Origin of the sequence: Nocardia sp. NPDC024068, assembly GCF_040638875.1 — a bacterium.
In the GTDB taxonomy this organism is placed as follows: Bacteria; Actinomycetota; Actinomycetes; order Mycobacteriales; family Mycobacteriaceae; genus Nocardia.
The window spans coordinates 1-2,082 of sequence record NZ_JBEZYU010000120.1; the positions used below are offsets into that span (position 1 = coordinate 1).

2 protein-coding genes are annotated in these 2,082 nt (G+C 68.6%); both read left to right on the top strand.

Translation table 11 applies throughout. From position 1 onward, the window contains the following. Positions 1-249 precede the first annotated feature (249 nt). Positions 250-573, top strand: a complete 324-nt coding sequence (gene fdxA, locus AB0F41_RS31500; RefSeq protein WP_357430234.1) for a ferredoxin — start codon at positions 250-252, stop codon at positions 571-573. An 8-nt stretch (positions 574-581) separates the two neighbouring features. After that, positions 582-1,694, top strand: coding sequence for a succinyldiaminopimelate transaminase (dapC, locus tag AB0F41_RS31505; RefSeq protein WP_357430236.1), 1,113 nt, complete (start codon positions 582-584; stop codon positions 1,692-1,694). Positions 1,695-2,082: the final 388 nt, after the last annotated feature.

A 2,082-nucleotide genomic window follows, 5' to 3' on the forward strand; every position in this document is an offset into this window, starting at 1 on the left:
GGGTTCGGCCCCGCGTCTGCTGTCAGCCCTCGAAGCGAGGCGGCGCAGCCGCGAGTCTCGAGGGCTGACAGCAGACGCTCAGGAGGGCCGAACCTCGAGCGGCGGAGCCGCTCCAAAATTACAGCCGAACCCCGCGCGCGCCAGCGCGCCAAGAATTTAGGCCAGGCTCACCGGGGGTAGCCTGTGAGGCGCCAGGGATACTTGTGCGCGGGCGCAGTTACCCGGAGCAGAGGAAGACTAGGAGCGGGAGTGACGTACATCATCGCCGAACCGTGCGTTGACGTGAAGGACAAGGCGTGCATCGAAGAATGCCCCGTGGATTGCATCTACGAGGGTGGCCGCATGCTCTACATCCATCCCGATGAATGCGTCGACTGTGGTGCGTGTGAGCCGGTGTGCCCGGTGGAAGCGATCTTCTACGAGGACGACACCCCCGATCAGTGGAGCGGCTACGTCAACGCCAATGTCGATTTCTTCGACGAACTGGGGTCGCCCGGCGGTGCGACCAAGCTGGGCAAGGTCGATTACGATCCTGCGTTCATCAAGGAACTGCCGCCGATGGCCGAGGACTAGAGCGCGCGGTGAGCACTGAGGTTTCCCCCCGTCGCAGGGTGAGCGCGGGCCTGCCCGAGTTCCCCTGGGACACCATTGTCGGTGTGAAGGCCAGGGCCGCCGCGCATCCCGGTGGTCTGGTCGATCTGTCGGTCGGGACGCCGGTGGATCCGGTGGATCCACTGATCCGGTCCGCGCTGAGCGCGGCTTCCGATGTGCCGGGGTATCCGGCCACGTACGGCACCCCGGAGTTACGGGCCGCCGCGGTGGCGGCGCTGGCGCGGCGGTTCGGTGTCCCCGGGGTCGATCAGGCCGCGGTGCTGCCGGTGATCGGCACCAAGGAGCTGATCGCGGGCCTGCCCCGGTTGCTGGGGCTGGGTTCGGCGGATCTCGTGGTGATTCCCGAGGTCGCCTATCCCACCTACGAGGTGGGCGCGTTGCTCGCCGGGGCGCGGATTCTGCGGGCCGACGGGCTCACGCGGCTGGGGCCGGAGAATCCGGCGTTGATCTTCCTCAATTCGCCGTCCAATCCGACCGGCCGGGTGCTGGGCGTGGACCATCTGCGCAAGGTGGTGGCCTTCGCCCGGGAACGCGGCGCCGTCGTGGCCTCCGACGAGTGCTATCTGGGGTTGAGCTGGGATAGGCCGGCGGTGTCCATCCTGGATCCGCGGGTGTCCGACGGCGACCACACCGGTCTGCTGGCGGTGCATTCGCTGTCCAAGACATCGAACCTGGCGAGCTACCGTGCGGGTTTCGTGGCGGGGGACCCCGAACTGGTGACCGAGCTGCTGGAGGTGCGCAAGCATTCCGGCATGATCGTGCCGTATCCGATCCAGGCGGCGATGACGGCCGCGCTCGGCGACGACGCGCACGAATCGGCGCAGCGGGAGCGGTACCGTGCTCGCCGCGAAATCCTGCGGTCCGCGCTGGTGGGGGCGGGTTTCCGGATCGACGACTCCGAGGCGGGGCTGTATCTGTGGGCCACTCGGGGTGAGCCCTGTCGCGACACCCTCGACTGGCTGGCCGAACGCGGCATCCTGGCGGCCCCCGGTGATTTCTACGGGCCGGCGGGGGCCGAGCATGTGCGCGTCGCCCTGACCGCCACCGACGAACGGATCGCGGCCGCCTCGCAGCGGTTGTAGTTCGGGGCGGGTTCGGACTCTTTCGGGGACTCGGTGGGCTCGGTGCCGGGGCGGTTTGCGGATGCTGCTCGGCCGGGGGTCGGTACTCGGGGGGCGGGACGAGGGTCTGTCGCTCGGTCGGGGTACCTGGTTCGTGGTGGTGTTGGAGCGGGCTTGGTCGTGAGGGTGGGGTAGGTGGGCTTGCTCGTGAGGGTGGGGTAGGTGGGCTTGGTCGCGAGGGTGGGGTAGGTGGGCTTGGTCGCGAAGGTGGGGCAGGTGACCTCGCCCGCGAAGGTGGGGCAGGTGACCTTGCTCGCGAAGGTGCTGTGTTTATTGGCGCGCTGGCGCGCGCGGGGTTCGGCCCCCGAAGCGTCTGCTGTCAGCCCTCGAGACTCGTGGCTTCGCCACA